Annotated in this window: 13 protein-coding genes and 12 pseudogenes; 18 read left to right on the top strand and 7 right to left on the bottom strand. The window is 53.4% G+C overall.

Translation table 11 applies throughout. From position 1 onward, the window contains the following. Positions 1–22: 22 nt before the first annotated feature. The 5 genes from ACWWJF_RS08485 to ACWWJF_RS08505 all read left to right on the top strand — a co-directional run bounded on the left by ACWWJF_RS08485 (position 23) and on the right by ACWWJF_RS08505 (position 4,141). Positions 23–1,099 (top strand): peptidase, encoded by a 1,077-nt coding sequence (locus ACWWJF_RS08485; RefSeq protein WP_455869209.1) that lies wholly within the window; start codon positions 23–25, stop codon positions 1,097–1,099. After that, the gene (locus tag ACWWJF_RS08490; protein WP_455869210.1) at positions 1,092–2,021 is read left to right on the top strand and encodes a hypothetical protein; all 930 of its coding nucleotides are present in this window, start codon (positions 1,092–1,094) and stop codon (positions 2,019–2,021) included. Before ACWWJF_RS08485 ends, ACWWJF_RS08490 begins: the two co-directional genes overlap by 8 nt. A 44-nt stretch (positions 2,022–2,065) precedes the next feature. Beyond that, entirely contained in the window at positions 2,066–2,377 is a 312-nt protein-coding gene (locus tag ACWWJF_RS08495) for a capsid cement protein (protein ID WP_455869211.1), read from the top strand. Beyond that, positions 2,377–2,844, top strand: coding sequence for a gp436 family protein (locus ACWWJF_RS08500; RefSeq protein ID WP_455869212.1), 468 nt, complete (start codon positions 2,377–2,379; stop codon positions 2,842–2,844). Before ACWWJF_RS08495 ends, ACWWJF_RS08500 begins: the two co-directional genes overlap by 1 nt. 128 nt (positions 2,845–2,972) lie before the next feature. Continuing rightward, positions 2,973–4,141 (top strand): IS3 family transposase gene (locus ACWWJF_RS08505; RefSeq protein ID WP_455868400.1). Its coding sequence is split into 2 segments (ribosomal slippage): positions 2,973–3,228 and positions 3,228–4,141, totalling 1,170 coding nucleotides; the frame shifts between segments, so codons are not numbered across the junction. 7 nt (positions 4,142–4,148) lie between these two features. On the opposite strand, the pseudogene ACWWJF_RS08510 reads toward ACWWJF_RS08505, so the two are convergent. Then, a pseudogene (locus ACWWJF_RS08510) lies at positions 4,149–4,460 on the bottom strand (transposase); the annotation flags it as partial. A gap of 79 nt (positions 4,461–4,539) precedes the next feature. Between ACWWJF_RS08510 and ACWWJF_RS08515 the strand changes: the two are divergent. Continuing rightward, positions 4,540–4,779: a hypothetical protein gene (locus ACWWJF_RS08515; protein WP_455868475.1), complete on the top strand. Its 240-nt coding sequence runs from the start codon at positions 4,540–4,542 to the stop codon at positions 4,777–4,779. Here the strand turns inward: ACWWJF_RS08515 and ACWWJF_RS08520 are convergent. The 3 genes and pseudogenes from ACWWJF_RS08520 to ACWWJF_RS08530 all read right to left on the bottom strand — a co-directional run. After that, positions 4,726–4,863, bottom strand: a pseudogene (locus ACWWJF_RS08520) (IS110 family transposase); the annotation flags it as partial. The gene ACWWJF_RS08515 and the pseudogene ACWWJF_RS08520 overlap by 54 nt on opposite strands. A 55-nt stretch (positions 4,864–4,918) precedes the next feature. Further along, positions 4,919–5,842 carry an IS5 family transposase gene (locus ACWWJF_RS08525; protein WP_455868634.1) on the bottom strand — a complete coding sequence of 308 codons (924 nt, stop codon included), beginning with the start codon at positions 5,840–5,842 and terminating at the stop codon, positions 4,919–4,921. A gap of 72 nt (positions 5,843–5,914) precedes the next feature. Continuing rightward, positions 5,915–6,628: pseudogene (locus ACWWJF_RS08530) on the bottom strand (IS110 family RNA-guided transposase); the annotation flags it as partial. 61 nt (positions 6,629–6,689) lie between these two features. Here ACWWJF_RS08530 and ACWWJF_RS08535 point away from each other — a divergent pair. Beyond that, positions 6,690–7,898: pseudogene (locus ACWWJF_RS08535) on the top strand (IS256 family transposase). Between the two features lie 34 nt (positions 7,899–7,932). On the opposite strand, the pseudogene ACWWJF_RS08540 reads toward ACWWJF_RS08535, so the two are convergent. Further along, a pseudogene (locus ACWWJF_RS08540) lies at positions 7,933–8,112 on the bottom strand (IS110 family transposase); the annotation flags it as partial. A 67-nt stretch (positions 8,113–8,179) separates the two neighbouring features. Continuing rightward, positions 8,180–8,383, bottom strand: a pseudogene (locus ACWWJF_RS08545) (transposase); the annotation flags it as partial. Between the two features lie 229 nt (positions 8,384–8,612). Between ACWWJF_RS08545 and pcnB the strand changes: the two are divergent. The 7 genes and pseudogenes from pcnB to ACWWJF_RS08580 form a co-directional block, all read left to right on the top strand. Beyond that, the gene (pcnB, locus tag ACWWJF_RS08550) at positions 8,613–10,010 is read left to right on the top strand and encodes a polynucleotide adenylyltransferase PcnB (RefSeq protein ID WP_455870999.1); all 1,398 of its coding nucleotides are present in this window, start codon (positions 8,613–8,615) and stop codon (positions 10,008–10,010) included. Further along, entirely contained in the window at positions 10,007–10,498 is a 492-nt protein-coding gene (gene folK / locus ACWWJF_RS08555; RefSeq protein ID WP_455869213.1) for a 2-amino-4-hydroxy-6-hydroxymethyldihydropteridine diphosphokinase, read from the top strand. Before pcnB ends, folK begins: the two co-directional genes overlap by 4 nt. Positions 10,499–10,596: 98 nt before the next feature. Beyond that, positions 10,597–10,857 (top strand): annotated as a pseudogene (locus ACWWJF_RS08560) (3-methyl-2-oxobutanoate hydroxymethyltransferase); the annotation flags it as partial. A 180-nt stretch (positions 10,858–11,037) separates the two neighbouring features. Beyond that, a pseudogene (panB, locus tag ACWWJF_RS08565) lies at positions 11,038–11,571 on the top strand (3-methyl-2-oxobutanoate hydroxymethyltransferase); the annotation flags it as partial. 59 nt (positions 11,572–11,630) lie between these two features. Continuing rightward, positions 11,631–12,485, top strand: coding sequence for a pantoate--beta-alanine ligase (gene panC, locus ACWWJF_RS08570; protein ID WP_455869214.1), 855 nt, complete (start codon positions 11,631–11,633; stop codon positions 12,483–12,485). A 34-nt stretch (positions 12,486–12,519) separates the two neighbouring features. After that, positions 12,520–12,606: pseudogene (locus ACWWJF_RS08575) on the top strand (aspartate 1-decarboxylase); the annotation flags it as partial. Between the two features lie 66 nt (positions 12,607–12,672). Next, positions 12,673–13,299: pseudogene (locus tag ACWWJF_RS08580) on the top strand (helix-turn-helix domain-containing protein); the annotation flags it as partial. 9 nt (positions 13,300–13,308) lie between these two features. Here ACWWJF_RS08580 and ACWWJF_RS08585 read toward each other — a convergent pair. Beyond that, a protein-coding gene (locus ACWWJF_RS08585; RefSeq protein WP_455868400.1) for an IS3 family transposase occupies positions 13,309–14,477 on the bottom strand; the annotation gives its coding sequence in 2 pieces (ribosomal slippage) (positions 13,309–14,222 and positions 14,222–14,477; 1,170 coding nt in all). A gap of 73 nt (positions 14,478–14,550) precedes the next feature. Between ACWWJF_RS08585 and ACWWJF_RS08590 the strand changes: the two are divergent. The 4 genes and pseudogenes from ACWWJF_RS08590 to ACWWJF_RS08605 all read left to right on the top strand — a co-directional run. Next, positions 14,551–15,081: pseudogene (locus ACWWJF_RS08590) on the top strand (transposase); the annotation flags it as partial. A 26-nt stretch (positions 15,082–15,107) separates the two neighbouring features. After that, a pseudogene (locus ACWWJF_RS08595) lies at positions 15,108–15,338 on the top strand (L-ascorbate 6-phosphate lactonase); the annotation flags it as partial. Between the two features lie 165 nt (positions 15,339–15,503). Continuing rightward, on the top strand, positions 15,504–16,259 hold the full coding sequence (gene ulaR, locus ACWWJF_RS08600; protein WP_455869215.1) for an HTH-type transcriptional regulator UlaR: 756 nt from the start codon (positions 15,504–15,506) through the stop codon (positions 16,257–16,259). Positions 16,260–16,372: 113 nt separating this feature from the next. Beyond that, on the top strand, positions 16,373–17,413 hold the full coding sequence (locus ACWWJF_RS08605) for an IS481 family transposase (RefSeq protein ID WP_455868660.1): 1,041 nt from the start codon (positions 16,373–16,375) through the stop codon (positions 17,411–17,413). Positions 17,414–17,465: the final 52 nt, after the last annotated feature.

The raw sequence follows: 17,465 nt of genomic DNA on the forward strand, positions 1-17,465 counted from the left end.
CCTGATAGTCAATGGAGGTGCCATGAAACCCCTGCATATTCTCAAGCCAGGCCACTATATTACCGGAGCCGGTGACCGCGTGACATTTAGTGAAAACGACTTGCATGTCTGTGCGAATGCCTATGATCCGGCTTTGCATGAAGCGCCGATAGTGATCGGTCATCCGACGACCAATGCACCAGCTTATGGCTGGATCAAACGGCTGTCGGCGCAAGGACGTGATTTGATAGCCGAACCCCAACAACTGGAGCCGACATTTGCCGAGTCCGTGGTCAGTGGGCGTTACAAAAAACTCTCAGCCGCCTTTTATGCGCCGGATTCCCCCCATAATCCGGTGCCCGGTATTTACTATTTGCAACACGTCGGTTTCCTGGGTGCTCAGCCGCCGGCGGTCAAGGGCCTTAAGCCGGTGACCTTTAGTGAAGGCGAAGAAGGGGTCGTCGTATTGAGTGAAGACATGCAGGGCGATCACGATCCGCTGTTTGCACGTTTACGGGCGTTCCTCAGTCACTATTTGCGCACCCAGCCTGACACGCCCCTCTTAACCACCGCGACCAGCACCTTTTCTGAGCCGAGGCTCATCACGCCACCCCTGACAACGGAGAACCTTACCGTGGAAAAAAATGAAGCCGAAAACCAACGGCTGCAAGCCGAGAACGCCGCCTTAAAGCAACAGATTAGCGCCCATCAGGCCGAAAAGGCCGCGCAGGCCGCCAACGTCGCCCACGAGGTCAATGTGGCGTTTGCCGAAAGTCTGATTAATGAAGCACGCCTGGCCCCTGCCGGACAAGCGGTGATGGTGGCGTTACTGGATGCGCTGTCTGGCAAAGAGCAGGCGTTGACCTTCAGTGAGGGCAGCAAAACGCAACCACTGGTTGATGCCGTCAAGTCTCTGTTTACCAGCGCTACCCCGCTGGTTGATTTTAGTCAGCGGGCGGTGCCGGGAAGAGGCAACACGCCGCAAAACAGTCTGACCTTTAGTGAGCGGGCATCCGATCCGGATACGCTGCATCAACAGGCGATGGCGCTTAAGGCGCGTGAGTCCATCCCTTACGAAGCGGCGGTGAAGCGCTGCCTGTCAGGAGAGTCCTATGTCTGATTATTTAAAAAGCAAACGGGCCAACGACCCGGTGCTGACCCACATTGCCGCTGAATACCGCAATGCCAGCCTGATTGGGGAGAAGTTATTTCCTCTCGTCAGGGTAGAAAAGGAAGGGGTCAAAGTGCCGACCTTTGGTAAAGGACGGCTGGCGCTGTATGAAACCAAACGCGCGGTCGGGGCCAACAGCAATATTCTGTTAAGAGAGAAACAGACGTTCACCGATATCGTGCTTGATGAGCATGATTTGGCGGTGCCGGTCGATCACCGCGAACAGGCGGAATCGATGTTCAATGAAGAAATCAAGGCGATTAAACGCGCCACCGACGGTATTTTGCTGCGCCATGAGCAGTATGTGGCGGAGCTGGCGCAATCGACCTCAGTCTATGCCAGCAACGCCTTGACGGGAGAGGCCGCCTGGAACAAGAAAAATGGCGATCCGCTGAAAGATATTGAAGCCGGGATGGAAGTGGTGCGGGCCAATATTGGACTGCGACCCAACGTCATTACCATGGGGGCGAGCGTGATGGCGCTGTTGCGCTTCCATAAGGTGCTGCAAGACGCACTGGGTGGCAATGAACGCAAGCGTATCACCACGGAAATTTTAAAAGATTTATTCCAGGTGGATGAGGTGCTGATTGGCGCACCCGTTCAGCTGGCGAAAGACGGTAAAACCACCACCGACCTGTGGAAAGACAACCTGATGCTGCATGTCGTCAATGCGCCGTCAGTCGGCAGTGATAGCGCGGATGAGCATATGCCTTCCTTTGGCTATACCTTCCGCCGTCAGGGGATGCCGTTGGCCGATCGCTTTGACAGTGTTGGCGGCAAGGTGGTCAATATCCGCTACACCGATATTTACAAGGTCGCGGTGGTGGGCAGTGAGGCAGGTTTCTTGATTAGCGGCATTAAAGGAGCGTAAGCATGGTCACGCAACAGGTGGTATTAACCACGACCGTGGTGGCAGTGGAGGAGTTAACCGCCCATCGTCTGGTGGGCATCACGGCAAAACCCTTTAAGGGTACCGGGACGGAACTGGGTGTCGCCGAGGTCTCCGGTAAAAAAGGGGACAGCGTGCCGATTAATGTGCTGGGCATCATGGCGGTAGAAGCCGGTGCCGCGATTAGCGCCGGCGAGCTGCTCAAGGCCGACAGTGAAGGCCGGGTGGTATCAGAAAGCGCATTAACCGGCGGCGGGCTGCCCGCTTCAACGGTGGGGGTGGCATTGGATGCGGCCACCGCCGCAGGCGAGATTATCCGTATGGTCAGAGGTATCTGATGGCCTACTGCACCCCGGACGATATCGGGCAATTGCTCTCACACCATACGCTGGTTCAGCTGACGCAGGATTTCTCTGGCGAGGGTTTGACCGGGGGCAGGTTGCCCAATGCGATCAACGACAAGGTGCTTAACGACGCTATCCGCTATGCCGATGAGCTGATTGATGCCCATCTGCGCGGGCGTTACGTCTTGCCGCTGGAGAGCGTTCCCACGGTACTGCGCGATATGGCGGTCAATCTGGTGACGCATCGATTGTACCTGCGTCGTCCCGAAGGCCAACTGCCCGAGGCGATAAAAGAGGTGTATCGCGGCAGCCTGAAAATGCTGGAAGCCTTGCGTGACGGAAAATTGACGTTAGGTATCGCCGCCGGTGGTCAGGTGCTCCCGGAGCCGGGGGCCTTTCATGTCCGTGCCCGTGCCGCGCGCTTTAGCGGCCCGGGTGGCTTACTGGAGGATTTTGAATGACGCTCGATATCATGCGCGCCCTCCTGGTCCTGCTGACAAAACGCTTGCCGCAGCTTGTAGTGGCACACTGATACTGGCCACCTGAGCGGAGGTGATATGCTCACCTCATCAACACGACAGGTGACCTCATGGGTAAACATTTTACGGCGGAATTTAAGCTCGAAGCCGCAAAGCTGGTTGTCGACCACGGCTACACATACGTTAAGGCCGCAGAGGCGGTTAATGTCAGCCATTCTGCCATTAGTCGCTGGGTCAATAAGCTTCGCCTTGAACGACAGGGAAAAACGCCAACGGGACTTCCTCTTACCCCTGAACAGCTCGAGCTGCGTGAGATGAAGAAAAAAGTCCAATGCCTTGAAATGGAGAACGAAATCCTAAAAAAGGCTACGGCGCTCTTAATGTCGGACTCACTCAACGGTTCACGGTAGTCGACAGGCTGAGGGCGCGATACCCGGTCACGGCGTTGTGCCAAACTTTTGAGGTACATCGCAGCAGCTACAGGCACTGGCAGGCTTCCGCTAATGAACCCGACGGTGAGCGCGTGGTTAAGTGTAGTCGCGTCATGGAAGCCTGGAACGCCAGCGGCGGCTCTGCCGGCGCTCGAAGTATCGCGACCATCGTCACCGGCAGCTCCGGTGTCAAAATGGGGCGCTGGCTGGCTGGCAAGCTGATGAAGGAGCTGGGTATCGCTAGCTGCCAGCGACCGGCTCACAAATACAAACGCGGCGGCAATGAACACGTTGAAATACCGAACTATCTCAACCGCCAGTTCGCGGTTACCGCGCCGGATCAGGTCTGGTGCGGCGATGTGACCTACATCTGGACGGGCAAATGCTGGGCTTACCTTGCGGTGGTGCTAGACCTGTTCGCCCGCAAACCGGTGGGCTGGGCCATGTCGACGTCGCCGGACTCGGCGCTGACAGTTAAAGCGTTGCAGATGGCCTGGGAACTCCGGGGACAACCAACAGGAGTCATGTTCCACAGCGACCAGGGCAGCCACTATACCAGCCGTCAATACCGGCAAGCCCTGTGGCGCTGCCGGATAAAGCAGAGTATGAGTCGGCGGGGTAACTGCTGGGATAATGCGCCAATGGAGCGGTTCTTCCGCAGCCTGAAGACAGAATGGGTGCCGACAAAGGGTTACAACAGCTTCAGCGAAGCCCAGGACGCGATTATCCGCTACATCACGGGGTATTACAGCGCTATCCGGCCTCACTGGTATAACGGCGGCTTAACTCCAAACGAATCTGAGCGACTGTTCTACATACAGTCTAATGCGGTGGCCAATATTAGTTGACCACTACAGCATCAGTCGTACCACTGTGCGACAAATCCGCACAGATAATCTCATGCGTCGCACTGTCTACTGCCAGATGCAGCTTACGCCACACCCTGCGTCTGTCGGTACCATGCTGCCGGACTTTCCATTCGCCTTCGCCAAAGACCTTCAGGCCGGTTCCATCAATGACCAGATGTGAGATTTCACCACGGGTTGGCGTTTTTATGCTGATGTTCACTGTCTTTGCTCGCTTGCTGAGCAGCTAATAGTCTGGACAATGCAGCGACAATTTAATCAGTTTAAAAATCGAGTCAACAAAACCCTGTAAAGCCCTCAATGAATCTATGGTCACCCCCATTTTTGCAACACTGATCTTTGATTAATGGTGGGCTTGCTTAAATCTATCCGGCGTCTTTATGGCCAAGGATGCCCGCGCCACGATGAGTTTCGCACCTGATATTCCTAAAAAGGCCATCGGCTTCATTGAGCCATTTTCATTTTTTGGTTTTATATCAGGCCGTCAGGCCGTTCATGTCATCAATAATCAGTCTTCGCAAAACCAGATGGGTAACTTCGTTAAATTGCTGACTGTTAGACCAGCATTACTGTTCAAACACGGTATTTCGTGTCGTTATTGCCCAAGCTATTCGAGCTAATTTATTTGCTAATGCACAGCACACAACGCAAGAATGTTTCCTGCCCAACTGAGACCTTACCCAATCAGCTAATCTCCCTGATTGATGGGCTTTGTTGAATAAATCAGAACTTGTAACGACTGTGCCCCCAGGTCGATTGTTACGTGATGCGAATACTGTTCGGCATTCCTAATAGCGTGATCCGGTTAAGCGCTTTGACCATCGCCATGGCTTCACCCACCTGAGCATCGTAGTCACGCAGACTTAGATGACCACCCAGAAGCGTTTTGAACCGGAACATGGCCGTTTCAGCCACTGAGCGTCGGTGATAGCCCACTTTCTTTTTCCAGGTATCGTTGCTGCCGCTCAGGCGCTGATTTGCAACAGCGTGGTTACGCTCGTGGTAGTGGTCCGGCCAATATTGCGCCCCCCTTCGCGGCGGGATAAGCGGCCTTATTTTCTTCCTCAGCAGAGCATCATGGCAGTAACCTGTATCGTAAGCGCCGTCAGCCGATGCCTCTCTGATTTTCCGGTGGGTCTGGTTTATCAGTGCCGGTAGAGCCTGGGCATCAGTCGTACCACTGAGCGACAAATCCGCACAGATAATCTCATGCGTCGCACTGTCTACTGCCAGATGCAGCTTACGCCACACCCTGCGTCTGTCGGCACCATGCTGCCGGACTTTCCATTCGCCTTCGCCAAAGACCTTCAGGCCGGTTCCATCAATGACCAGATGTGAGATTTCACCACGGGTTGGCGTTTTTATGCTGATGTTCACTGTCTTTGCTCGCTTGCTGAGCAGCGAATAGTCTGGACAATGCAGCGACAATTTAATCAGTTTAAAAATCGAGTCAACAAAACCCTGTAAAGCCCTCAATGAAAGGCCAAACACGCGTTTCATCATCAGGACTGTGGTGATGGCCATATCTGAGTAGTGGAGCGGTCGTCCACGCCGTTCAGTAGTCGTTTTTTCCGTCCATGCAGCAATGGCTGATTCATCTAGCCATACGGTTAGAGAACCGCGCTGCTTGAGGGCCTTGTTATAGGAGGGCCAGTTAGTGATTTTAAAATTTTGTTTTGCCATGGAGACCTGATGTTGAAACAACTATGGTGATCTGATCCGATGATTACCCAAACTTTCTATTTATTCAACAAAGCCTGATTGATGGTCAATTCTTAGGATAAATACCCGCGCACATTGAACAAGCAATCGGCGAAGGTTTTTATCTCCACGCTTGCTAATACCCAGCAGAGTATTCTTCCCTCCAGTACTGTATTGGCGGGGTACAAGACCGGTGGAAGCGGCAAAATTACGACTGTTTTCATATTGCTTGCCATCGCCTAACTGTGATGACAAAACGCTGGCTGTTATCGGTCCAACACCAGGGATGGTCATTAAATGCTGTCCAGTTTCATCTAGAGAGAGTGCCTGCCCAAGTTCTTTTTCGAGCTCTGCTATCTGCCCAACCAAATATTGGTAATGATAGTGTAATCGAAGCAGCAACTGTGCCAGATAAGGTGGCAAGTCATTATCAGCCAGAACAGCTGAAAGCCTTTTGATTACCGCAATACCTTTCGGCATGCTGATACCAAACTCCAGTAAAAAAGCATGCATTTGGTTAGTCGTTTTAACGTTGTCTCTGACCAACGACTCCCTGACGCGATGCAAGGCTCGCATAGCCTGCTGAGCCTCAGTTCTTGGCTGCACAAACCGCATGGAAGGGCGTGATCCGGCTTCGCATATTGCTTCGGCATCAACGAAATCGTTCTTGTTGCTCTTGACAAAAGGGCGGACAAACTGCGGAGAGATCAACTTTACTTCATGCCCCAGCTCACTGATCCGACGAGCCATAAAATGGGACCCTGTACATAAATTTGTGTAATTGCCTGATTTTGATATGTTCAATCCAACATCAAAAACAGGTTAATTTATGGACGAAAAACAGTTGCAGGCTCTGGCTAACGAACTGGCCAAAAATCTCAAAACCCCTGGCGATCTCAGCCAATTCGATCGCCTGCTGAAGAAAATCAGCGTTGAGGCTGCTCTCAACGCCGAAATGTCCCACCATCTGGGCTACGATAAAAATCAGCCCAAACCGGGGGCCAACTCCCGCAACGGCTATTCCACAAACACCGTGACCACCGGCGATGGCCCTCTGGAACTACGTACTCCGCGCGATCGTTATGGCTCCTTCGAACCACAACAGGTGAAGAAAAACCAGACCCGGATCACCGGGATGGATAACCAAATCCTGTCCCTGTACGCCAGAGGGATAACCACCCGCGAGATAGCGTCTGCGTTCAACGAGCTGTATGACGCGGATGTCTCACCGGCGCTGGTCTCGAAGGTCACCGACGCCGTGATGGAACAGGTTACTGAATGGCAAAATCGTCCACTGGATGCAGTCTATCCCATTGTTTACCTTGATTGTATCATCCTGAAGGTCCGGCAGGACAGTCGCGTCATCAATAAATCCGTGTTCCTGGTACTGGGTATCAACATCGAGGGCCAGAAAGAACTGCTGGGTATGTGGCTGGCCGAAAACGAGGGCGCGAAGTTCTGGCTCAATGTGCTGACAGAACTAAAAAACCGCGGCCTGAACGATATCCTCATCGCCTGTGTCGACGGTCTGAAAGGCTTCCCGGACGCCATCAACGCGGTGTATCCGGAAGCCCGCATCCAGCTGTGCATCGTGCACATGGTACGCAACAGCCTGAGGTTCGTCTCTTGGAAGGACTACAAAGCCGTCACACGCGACCTGAAAGCCATCTATCAGGCCGCTACGGAAGAAGCAGGCCAGCAGGCGCTGGAAGCATTCGCCAGCGCATGGGACAGCCGCTATCCACAGATAAGCCGGAGCTGGCAGACGAACTGGAGCAATCTGGCAACGTTCTTCGCTTACCCGGCTGATATCCGCAAAGTCATCTACACAACCAACGCCATCGAGTCGCTGAACAGTGTGATCCGGCATGCGATTAAAAAACGCAAGGTGTTCCCGACTGACGACGCAGTGAAAAAGGTGGTGTGGCTGGCAATCCAGTCGGCCTAACAGAAATGGACGATGCCACTGCGGGACTGGCGTATGGCAATGAGCCGTTTTATTATCGAGTTCGGTGACCGCCTGGACGGTCACTACTGAGAAAGGCATTTACACAGAATCATGTACAGGGTCTAAAATGGGCACCGGCGCAGGCTTCCATTACAACGGTAGTAGGTGTACACGTAGCCAGAAACTCGATGAGTTTGGTGCGGGTAAACTTTTTCCGCAGTAATGCCTTGCCTGATTTGTCCTGACAATGAATGTGAAAAGAATGTTTGCCGAGATCGATACCAATAAGCGTGACGTTTTGCATGATGGCCTTCTCCATAAAGAAACACCCTGTCAGCGTACCGCTCACAGGGTGGGGGTGACCATCTCATTAGGCCAAACACGCGTTTCATCATCAGGACTGTGGTGATGGCCATATCTGAGTAGTGGAGCGGTCGTCCACGCCGTTCAGTAGTCGTTTTTTCCGTCCATGCAGCAATGGCTGATTCATCTAGCCATACGGTTAGAGAACCGCGCTGCTTGAGGGCCTTGTTATAGGAGGGCCAGTTAGTGATTTTAAAATTTTGTTTTGCCATGGAGACCTGATGTTGAAACAACTATGGTGATCTGATCCGATGATTAACCAAACTTTCTATTTATTCAACAAAGCCACCTGCGGCTTGAAGTATGACGGATATATTCCGTTAATCGGAGCATCCGATGTGGCTGAGGCAACATCGGCATTCTCAAAGGTGGCGCGGTGAGCTATGATTAGCCGCTATTTTTTGTTGTACCGTTATTTTTTCATCACTATCGAGGTGTACCATCTTTACCCGAGTCGCTAATTTCTGTCGCAAGGTACTCAGCCGCGACAATGACGTGGCCACCGCGGAGCCCGTGCGTCAGGCTATGACCGTGATTCCGCGCGACCAGCATAACCTTTCGCGCAGTGATATCAGCGAAAATGCGCTGAAGGTACTCTATCGCCTGAACAAATCGGGCTATGAAGCCTATCTGGTTGGCGGCGGCGTAAGAGATCTGCTGCTGGGGAAAAAGCCAAAAGATTTTGATATCACCACTAATGCGACGCCGGAGCAGGTGCGTAAATTATTTCGCAATTGCCGCTTGGTTGGCCGCCGTTTCCGCCTCGCTCACGTGATGTTTGGCCCTGAAGTGATCGAAGTCGCGACCTTTCGCGGCCATCACGAGCAACATCAGGAGCAGCAGCTAAAAACCACTTCACAGCAGGCACAGAGCGGCATGCTGTTACGCGATAATATTTTCGGCAGCATTGAAGAAGATGCACAACGCCGCGATTTTTCCATTAACAGCCTCTATTACAGCGTCGCCGATTTCAGCGTGCGTGATTACACCGACGGGTTCAACGATCTGCGTCAGGGCGTGATCCGGTTGATTGGCGATCCTGAAACCCGCTATCGGGAAGATCCGGTACGCATGCTGCGCGCCTTGCGCTTCGCCGCCAAACTGAACATGACCATCAGCCCGGAAACCGCCGAGCCGATTCCACGTCTGGCGACATTGCTGCACGATATCCCCGCCGCACGCCTGTTTGAGGAATCTCTGAAGCTGTTGCAAGCGGGCTACGGTTACCCGACGTACCGTTTGCTGTGCGAATACCAACTGTTTCAGCCGCTGTTCCCGCTGATCAGCCGCCACTTCACGCCTAACGGCGATAGCCATTTGGAAAAAATGGTGGCGCTGGTGTTAAAGAACACCGACCAGCGGTTGCAAAATGACATGCACGTTAATCCAGCGTTTCTGTTTGCCGCCATGCTGTGGTACCCGTTGATCGAGCATGCGCAGAAACTGGCAAGTGAATTCACCTACTTCGACTCCTTCGCCCTTGCCATGAACGACATTTTGGACGAACAGTGCCGTTCTCTTGCCATTCCCAAACGTATCACCTCGTTAGTGCGTGATATCTGGCAGTTGCAGTTGCGCCTGTCACGGCGTCAGGGTAAACGCGCCTACAAGCTGATTGAGCATCCGAAATTCCGCGCTGCCTACTATTTGTTGTGCCTGCGTGCCGAAATTGAGCGTCAGCCAGAGCTGCAACGTCTCTCTCAATGGTGGGGAGAATTCCAGGTCGCCACGCTGCCGCGCCAGCAAGCCATGCTCAGCACGCTGGATGATGGCCCTACGCCACATCGCCACTCGCGACGCCGTAAGCCGAGTGCGCCGCGCAGAGAAAGAACCTCGTGACACGCGTTTATCTGGCGCTGGGTAGCAACCTGGCGCATCCGCTACAACAGGTTAACTCCGCGCTGGCGGCGCTGGACAACGTGCCGCACACCCGCGTGCAGTGCTGCTCACCGTTTTATCGCAGCCGTCCATTGGGCCCGCAAGATCAACCCGACTATCTCAATGCGGTGGTGGCATTGGACACCATGCTCGCGCCGGAAATTCTGCTCGACCACACCCAAGCCATTGAACAGCAGCATGGCCGCGAGCGCAAAGCGCACCGCTGGGGGCCGCGCACGCTGGATCTGGATATTCTGCTGTATGGCAATGAAACCCTGCACACCGCGCGTTTAACCGTTCCTCACTACGACATGAAAAACCGGGAATTCATGCTGTATCCGCTGGCCGATATCGCCCCGGATTTGCACTTTCCTGACGGTGAAGCACTGGCATTGCGCCTGTCCGCCGTACCGCGCAATGGCATGACGCTGTGGGAGGAGCAAGGCTGATATCACCCAGGTTGCATTTCCCCCCTTCAACGGCTATGCCTTAAGGCAGGCTTCCTTTAAGATGCTCTCCTGACTTTTTCGATTCTGGGAGGCTGCCAATGAAACCGACAACCCTAACCTACCTACGCAAGTGTAAGCAGGATAAGCGTAAATTCGCGACCATTACCGCCTATGACGCCAGTTTTGCCCGCTTATTCTACGACAATGGCATTCGCGTGATGCTGGTGGGTGATTCGCTGGGCATGACGTTACAAGGCCATGATTCCACGCTGCCAGTGACCGTCAGTGACATTGCCTATCACACCCGCTGTGTACGGCGCGGTGCGCCGCTGTGCCTGCTGCTTGCTGACCTGCCGTTTATGGCTTATACCCATATCGTTATACACATCTTTTGGCCATTTTTTGAACAGGATGCTCAGAACCCCGTGAATTAAGGCATTCAAGCCATCCCATTGGCTTTTTGAGGTTCAAAATGCCACTCTGAGATAAACCCGTAACTCATTGATTAAACAGTGCGTTAGAAAGATGTGTATAACGATATGGCTTATACCACGCCAGAGCAAACGTTTACGAATGCGGCGGAAGTGATGCGCGCCGGTGCCAACATGGTTAAACTGGAAGGCGGCCAATGGCTTGCCCCCACGGTGAAGATGCTGACCGAGCGCGCGGTACCCGTGTGCGGCCATCTGGGATTGACGCCGCAATCGGTGAATATTTTCGGTGGCTACAAAGTTCAGGGACGCGATGAGGCTGCGGCGGCGCAATTACTGGATGATGCGTTAGCGTTGGAGGCTGCGGGAGCCCAACTGCTGGTGTTGGAGTGCGTGCCGGTTCCGCTGGCACAGCGTGTCACCGAGGCATTGTCGATCCCGTTTATCGGCATTGGCGCAGGTAACGTCACCGATGGCCAAATTCTGGTGATGCACGATGCGTTCGGCATCACCGGCGAGAACACACCCAAATTTGCTAAAAACTTTTTAGCACACAGCGCCGACATCCCCGCCGCCGCGCGTCTTTATGTGCAGGAAGTTGAGCAGGGACTTTACCCTGCCGAGGAACATTCGTTCCGTTAAGCTAAACCCTTTACCACAGCAAGTATTGATAAAAATGATGAGTACAAAGGAGCAAGACCGTGTTGATTCTTGAAACCCCTTTGCTATTACGCCGTGAGATTCGCCGCTGGCGTCAAGAGGGGAAACGCATTGCATTGGTGCCTACCATGGGCAATCTGCATGACGGACACATGACGCTGGTAGACGAGACGCGGGCACGCGCCGATATTGTTATCGTCTCCATTTTCGTCAACCCGATGCAGTTTGATAAACCCGACGATCTGAAACGTTATCCACGCACCTTGCAAGAGGATTGCGAAAAGTTAACCCGCCGTAACGTGGATCTGGTATTTGCACCCTCACCAGAGACAGTCTATCCGCATGGACTGGGCCAGCAAACGTTTGTCGAGGTGCCGGGGTTGTCTGCCATGCTGGAAGGCGCCAGCCGTCCGGGCCATTTTCGCGGTGTGGCAACCATTGTCAGCAAGTTGTTTAACATGGTACAACCCGATATCGCCTGCTTTGGTGAAAAGGATTACCAGCAGTTAGCGCTGATTCGCCAAATGGTGCGCGACATGGGCTACGACATTGATATCGTCGGTGTGCCGATTGTCCGTGCACCGGACGGGCTGGCACTCAGCTCGCGCAACGGTTATCTTAGCCCGGAAGAGCGCCAGTCTGCGCCCGCGCTAAAACGCATCATGGATCAGATGGTAGATAAACTCAGCAACGGCGATCGCCAGCTTGAGGAAATAGTAACCAGTGCCGCAGAAGCGTTACGCGAAGCCGGGTTCACGCCCGATGAGCTCTACATTCGCGATGCGGATACGCTGCAAGAACTGACCGTGGCCAGCACGCGCGCGGTGGTATTGATGTCAGCCTGGCTGGGTAAGGCCCGCTTGATTGATAATCAGCAGGTCGCTCTGGTCGATTGACTGGCATGACAGACATTAACCGAGGTAACCGACAGTGATACGCACCATGCTACAAGGTAAGCTGCACCGGGTAAAAGTCACCCAGGCAGATCTCCACTATGAAGGTTCTTGCGCCATCGAGGGTCTTCTCTTGTTGTGGTGGCTGAAGGCATGATAATGGTGCATTTAATCGCCAGAGGTCACCGCCATGGACGAAAAGTCTCTCTACGCTCATATTCTCAACCTGTCCGTTCCGTGGCAGGTAAGGTCCCTTTCTCTCGATGAAAATGCCGGTTCTGTTACTGTCACTGTGGGAATCGCTGAAAACACCCGGTTAGCCTGTCCGACCTGCGGTAAATCCTGTTCTGTTCACGATCACCGTCATCGTAAATGGCGGCACATCGATACCTGCCAGTTCACCACGCTGGTTGAAGCAGAGGTTCCCCGCATTATGTGTCCGGAGCATGGCTGCCAGACGTTGCCTGTTCCGTGGGCAGGGCCTGGCAGCCGGTATACGCTGCTGTTCGAATCGTTCGTGCTCTCATGGCTGAAAATCAGCACCGTTGATGCTGTCAGGAAACAACTTAAGCTCAGCTGGAATGCGGTTGACGGCATTATGATCCGGGCCGTTAAGCGAGGTCTTGCCCGGATAAAAAAGCCATTATCCTCCCGTCATATGAATGTGGATGAGGTCGCCTTTAAAAAAGGGCATCGTTACATAACGGTGATCTCCGATCGCGATGGACGGGCGCTGGCCTTAACGGATGATCGCGGCACAGAGAGTCTCGCCGGCTATCTTCGCACGCTCACTGACGGGCAGTTGCTGGCTATCAAAATGTAGTGGTCAACTAATATTGGCCACCGCATTAGACTGTATGTAGAACAGTCGCTCAGATTCGTTTGGAGTTAAGCCGCCGTTATACCAGTGAGGCCGGATAGCGCTGTAATACCCCGTGATGTAGCGGATAATCGCGTCCTGGGCTTCGCTGAAGCTGTTGTAACCCTTTGTCGGCACCCATTCTGTCTTCAGGCTGCGGAAGAACCGCTCCATTGGCGCATTATCCCAGCAGTTACCCCGCCGACTCATACTCTGCTTTATCCGGCAGCGCCACAGGGCTTGCCGGTATTGACGGCTGGTATAGTGGCTGCCCTGGTCGCTGTGGAACATGACTCCTGTTGGTTGTCCCCGGAGTTCCCAGGCCATCTGCAACGCTTTAACTGTCAGCGCCGAGTCCGGCGACGTCGACATGGCCCAGCCCACCGGTTTGCGGGCGAACAGGTCTAGCACCACCGCAAGGTAAGCCCAGCATTTGCCCGTCCAGATGTAGGTCACATCGCCGCACCAGACCTGATCCGGCGCGGTAACCGCGAACTGGCGGTTGAGATAGTTCGGTATTTCAACGTGTTCATTGCCGCCGCGTTTGTATTTGTGAGCCGGTCGCTGGCAGCTGGCGATACCCAGCTCCTTCATCAGCTTGCCAGCCAGCCAGCGCCCCATTTTGACACCGGAGCTGCCGGTGACGATGGTCGCGATACTTCGAGCGCCGGCAGAGCCGCCGCTGGCGTTCCAGGCTTCCATGACGCGGCTACACTTAACCACGCGCTCACCGTCGGGTTCATTAGCGGAAGCCTGCCAGTGCCTGTAGCTGCTGCGATGTACCTCAAAAGTTTGGCACAACGCCGTGACCGGGTATCGCGCCCTCAGCCTGTCGACTACCGTGAACCGTTGAGTGAGTCCGACATTAAGAGCGCCGTAGCCTTTTTTAGGATTTCGTTCTCCATTTCAAGGCATTGGACTTTTTTCTTCATCTCACGCAGCTCGAGCTGTTCAGGGGTAAGAGGAAGTCCCGTTGGCGTTTTTCCCTGTCGTTCAAGGCGAAGCTTATTGACCCAGCGACTAATGGCAGAATGGCTGACATTAACCGCCTCTGCGGCCTTAACGTATGTGTAGCCGTGGTCGACAACCAGCTTTGCGGCTTCGAGCTTAAATTCCGCCGTAAAATGTTTACCCATGAGGTCACCTGTCGTGTTGATGAGGTGAGCATATCACCTCCGCTCAGGTGGCCAGTATCAGTGTGCCACTACAGTTGAGAAAATCGCCTTCGACCGCTTCCATGTAGCAAAGCAACTGGGCGAAGTGGTAGATAAAATCCGCCAGAATGAACATCCGCACCTTCCTGTTGAAAGCCGGCGTCAGGCAAAGGGGACCCGCTTCCTGTGGCAGTACAGCGATAAGTGGATGACCGAATCCAGGCAGGAAAAGCTGATATGGCTGCGTGCACAGATGAAGCTGACGAGCCAGTGCTGGGCGCTGAAAGAGCTGGCAAAGGATATCTGGAACAGGCCATGGAGCGAGGAAAGACGGAATGACAGGCAGAGATGGCTGGCGCTGGCGGCCAACAGTGACGTTCCCATGATGAAAAACGCGGCGAAAACGATAGGAAAAAGGCTGTACGGGATCCTGAATGCCATGCGACACAGAGTCTCAAACGGAAATGCGGAGGCACTGAACAGCAAGATCAGGCTGCTGAGGATAAAAGCCAGGGGATACCGAAACTGGGAGCGCTTTAAGCTGGGAGTGATGTTCCACTACGGGAAGCTGGATATGGCGTTCTGAGCCTTCCCACCATGATCGGGGAAGACCCTTTCCACCATGATATCTGGTCGAATTTTCAGGCCGATCCGCAGGAAATTCGCGTGCTGTGGGAGATGAAAAAAGACCGCCTGCAATACGGTTTCAAACCCTTTATCTGGCAAGTTGGTGGCAAATTTACCTGGCCGTTGGACAAAGATAATCTGGAATACCACTACCCGCGCGGCTTTGACGACTGCTTCACCATGGAACCCGATCTGCCGTTCAAATCTTTCCTGTAATGTGCGATGTAGTGCGCGACGTGGCAAACACGTCGCGCTATGCCCGTTATACTTCCAGTCTAATTATTTAGGGCATATGATGATTGCTGCGCATTTATGATAAGTTATGATGTAAACTTTTCACGCCGACGCCATGACGCGCCGCTTCTTGTTACCGGACGACCTATGACTGAATCTCAGCGCCATCATGCCATCATTGATTTTCTGCAACGTCAGGGGCAACTCACCGTCTCCGATCTGATCGTGAATTTTGACGTTTCTCCCGCTACAGCGCGACGCGATATCAACAAACTTAATGAATTGGGTAAATTGCGTAAGGTGCGCAACGGCGCTGAGGCCGTTAACCTGCCGCGCCCGCCCTGGACGTCGCTCAATATCTATCAGGCGCAGAATCTGGATGAGAAGATGCGCATTGCGCAGGCGGCCGCCGCGCTGTGTCATCCCGGTGAAAGAGTAGTGATTAACTGCGGTTCAACGGCGTTTCTGTTGGGGCGTGAGATTGTCGGGCGTGATATTCAGGTGATTACCAACTATCTGCCATTGGCGAATTTCCTGATTGAGCAAGAGCATGAAAGTGTGGTGATTATGGGCGGACAGTACAACAAGAGCCAATCGATCACTCTGGCACCTCAGGAAGGAGATGCGAGCCTGTATGCCGGTCACTGGATGTTCACCAGCGGCAAAGGGCTGACGCCGGAAGGGCTGTACAAAACCGATATGCTGACGGCGATGGCGGAGCAAAAGATGTTGAGCTACGTTGGTAAACTGGCGGTGGTAGTGGACAGCAGCAAGGTGGGCCAACGTGCGGGCATGCTGTTCAGCCGTGCCGATCAGATTGATGTGGTGATCACTGGGAAACAGGCTGACGCCACTATCGTAGAGCAACTGCGGGCGCAGGGTGTTGAGGTGATACTCGTATAATAAGTCTTATATGTATTAGTCGCGACTTGCTCTGACACTGGACCTTGAAAGGTTGAGAGTTACCGGTTTTGATATGGGTGTCGAATCCTTATACAAAACACGAGGTAACTCTCATGCTTCATACTAACAATCCCATCATCAAACACAAAGCCGGCCTGCTCAATCTCGCCGAAGAACTCGGTAACGTATCAAAAGCCTGTAAAATCATGGGGGTGTCACGCGACACGTTTTATCGCTATCAGGAACTGGCGGCAGAAGGCGGCATTGACGCTCTGGTTAACCAAAACCGCCGGGTTCCCAACCTGAAAAACCGTGCTGATGAAGCCACTGAACGTGCGGTTGTTGATTACGCCATTGAGTTCCCGGCTCATGGCCAGCACCGGACCAGTAATGAGCTGCGTAAAAAAGGCGTCTTCATTTCTGGCAGCGGTGTGCGCTCCATCTGGCAACGACACGATCTGGAAAACTTTCGTAAGCGCCTGAAGGCACTTGAGGAAAAAGTTGCCAGAGAAGGCATTGTACTTACTGATGCTCAAATCGCTGCACTGGAGAAGAAGGCGCACGACGACGAAGCCTGTGGTGAAATAGAGACTGCTCACCCGGGTTATCTGGGGTCGCAGGACACCTTCTACGTGGGTAATCTGAAAGGTGTTGGCCGTATCTACCAGCAGACGTTCGTGGATACGTACTCGAAAGTGGCGCACTGCAAGCTTTACACGAGTAAAGCACCGATCTCTGCCGCCGACCTGCTCAATGATCGCGTGCTGCCGTTCTACGAAGCTCAGGGGCTGCCAATGCTAAGAATACTGACGGACAGGGGGACGGAGTACTGCGGTAAAGTGGAACAACATGACTATCAGCTGTACTTGGCTATCAACGATATAGACCATACGAAAACGAAAGCGATGTCTCCGCAGACAAACGGTATCTGCGAGCGCTTCCATAAAACTATTTTGCAGGATTTTTATCAGGTTGCGTTCCGTAAGACGTTATACGAGGACCTAGAAAGTCTACAAAAGGATCTGGACAACTGGTTGTGGCATTACAATAATGAGCGAACTCATCAGGGTAAAATGTGCTGCGGGCGTACGCCAATGGCCACGTTACTTGATGGTAAACGAGTCTGGGCAGAAAAAAATCTGAACCAGATTTAATCTGACAGACACCTGTATAAATAACCGGTAACTGTCAGATCAGGTCTGAGCT

The organism is Symbiopectobacterium sp. Eva_TO (assembly GCF_053848865.1).